Origin of the sequence: Synechococcus sp. R8-2, from assembly GCF_047461715.1 — a bacterium.
GTDB lineage: Bacteria > Cyanobacteriota > Cyanobacteriia > Thermostichales > Thermostichaceae > Thermostichus.
On sequence record NZ_JANSHQ010000110.1, the window covers coordinates 1 to 1,959 of the forward strand.

The window sequence follows — 1,959 nt, forward strand, 5'->3', positions numbered from 1 at the left end:
GCTCCTGCGATTTCTAGCTGACTTTAAACTTTCTGACTCTTTCCTCTTGTTTGAGCAATCCGGCTAGGATGTCTCAGAATGGGGGTGGTTATCCCCGTTATTGCAGTTTGATTGCGCATCCCACCATGAGCGAAAAGATCCCTCAAGATCCCTCCTTGCCGGAAGTGGCGGCTGAGATGGCCTTTGCTGCAGAGCCCAGTTTAGAGGAGGTAGGAGCTACTGCGGAAGAAACCACCCCAGACTCGGATCCCGGCAAGGGATCCCCTGGCACCGGCGGGTCGAATGCGCAGCGTGTCCGTCAACTGCTGGGCATGAAAGGAGCAGAGGTGGAGTCTCGCTCCATTTGGCAGTTGCACTTGCAACTGATGAAGCCTGTCACCTGGATCCCTTTGGTGTGGGGTCTGATTCCGGGGGCGGCATCTTCCGGTCACTTCACCTGGACTTGGGAGAATGTGGCTCTCATTTTGGTGGGCATGATTCTGGCGGGCCCCCTGATGACGGGCTATACCCAAACGGTGAACGAATACTACGACCGCGAGATCGACGCCATCAACGAGCCCTACCGCCCGATCCCTTCGGGGGCCATCTCTCTGCAGCGGGTGGTTATCCAAATCTGGGTGCTGCTGATCTTGGGGTTGGGCTTGGCCTATGCTCTGGACTGGTACACCGGCCATGACTTCCCGGTGATCACCTGCATTGCGCTGGCAGGAGCCCTGATTGCCTACATCTACTCGGCGCCGCCCCTGAAGCTCAAGCGCAACGGCTGGCTGGGCAACTACGCCCTGGGCGCCAGCTACATCGCCCTGCCCTGGTGGACGGGTCACGCCTTGTTTGGCGAGCTGAACTGGACGGTCTGCATCCTGACGCTGATCTACAGCTTGGCCGGGCTGGGGATTGCTGTGGTCAACGATTTCAAAAGCATCGAAGGGGACAGGCAGTTTGGCTTGGCCTCTTTGCCGGTGATGTTCGGGGCGATGGGGGCTGCTTGGATCTCGGTGCTGATGATCGACCTGTTCCAGTTCGGCATGGCCTCGTTTTTGCTGGGGGCGGGCCTAAAACTTTACGCGGCCCTTTTGGTGCTGCTGATCATCCCGCAAATAACCTTCCAAGATATGTACCTGCTGCGGGATCCTTTGAACAACGATGTGAAATACCAAGCCAGCGCGCAGCCCTTTTTGGTGTTGGGCATGTTGGTGGTCGGGCTGGCGTTGGGCCGCTCGGGGCTGTGGTAGTCGAGCCGACGGCAAAGTGCCCATCTTGGCAACAGAGGTGACGGCTTCCGCCCTGGGTTCGGCCCGACATCTGGGCCAAGATCAAGTCAAGATCAAGTTAAGTTGAGCCAGGGATCCATCCCCTGCAAGGATCGTTGGCGGATCCCTGGAAGCTGTTATGGCCCTGGGCCAAAGGAGATATCCAATGAAGCTGTTGTTTCCCCTCCAACTCGGCCTAAGCCTGGCTTTGCTCTTGGGGCCGCTGGCCGTCTCTCCCGCCCAAGCGCAGCGGATCGTCATCGACGGGCGGGGGATCGTGGTAGAACCCAGCACAGGTGGCTCGGTGATCCTCAATCCCGACCAGCCGGTCTTTTCTCCAATCTTGCCCTCTGCAGTTCCTTTTTCCATCGATGAAGAAGGCAAGATCGTCTCTGCCCCTGGCTACCGCTGCAGTGCGGCTACTGCTGCCGACAACTCCCCCATCATCTGTCGCTCCCGGTTCAACCGTAACGACGTGGTAGTGTATGAGCGGGACGGCCAATCCAACACCTTCTTCGTAAATGCTGACAACACAGTGATCCGGCCCTCCGGCAGTGGGCTGCGGATTTTGCCCAACCCTGAACCGGCGACTCCCTCGGGTAGCGGCCTGCGCATCATCCTAGACTGAGGGCAGGGATCCCTTCACCTCTTGTCCAGTTGCAACCGCAGCATTTGCTCTGCATCCTAGAGAGCATGCCTCTAACCCCCA

General features: G+C 58.5%; 2 protein-coding genes. Both read left to right on the forward strand.

Features of this window, described 5'->3' with window-relative positions:
- Positions 1-125: 125 nt before the first annotated feature.
- On the forward strand, positions 126-1,232 hold the full coding sequence (gene chlG, locus NW819_RS03015; RefSeq protein WP_414352183.1) for a chlorophyll synthase ChlG: 1,107 nt from the start codon (positions 126-128) through the stop codon (positions 1,230-1,232).
- A gap of 184 nt (positions 1,233-1,416) precedes the next feature.
- Positions 1,417-1,878, forward strand: coding sequence for a hypothetical protein (locus NW819_RS03020; protein ID WP_414412845.1), 462 nt, complete (start codon positions 1,417-1,419; stop codon positions 1,876-1,878).
- The last annotated feature ends 81 nt before the right edge of the window (positions 1,879-1,959 follow it).

Coding starts and splice junctions, on each gene's coding strand:
- chlG (WP_414352183.1), top strand. CDS start 126: ATGAGCGAAAAGATCCCTCAAGATCCCTCCTTGCCGGAAGTGGCGGCT.
- NW819_RS03020 (WP_414412845.1), top strand. CDS start 1,417: ATGAAGCTGTTGTTTCCCCTCCAACTCGGCCTAAGCCTGGCTTTGCTC.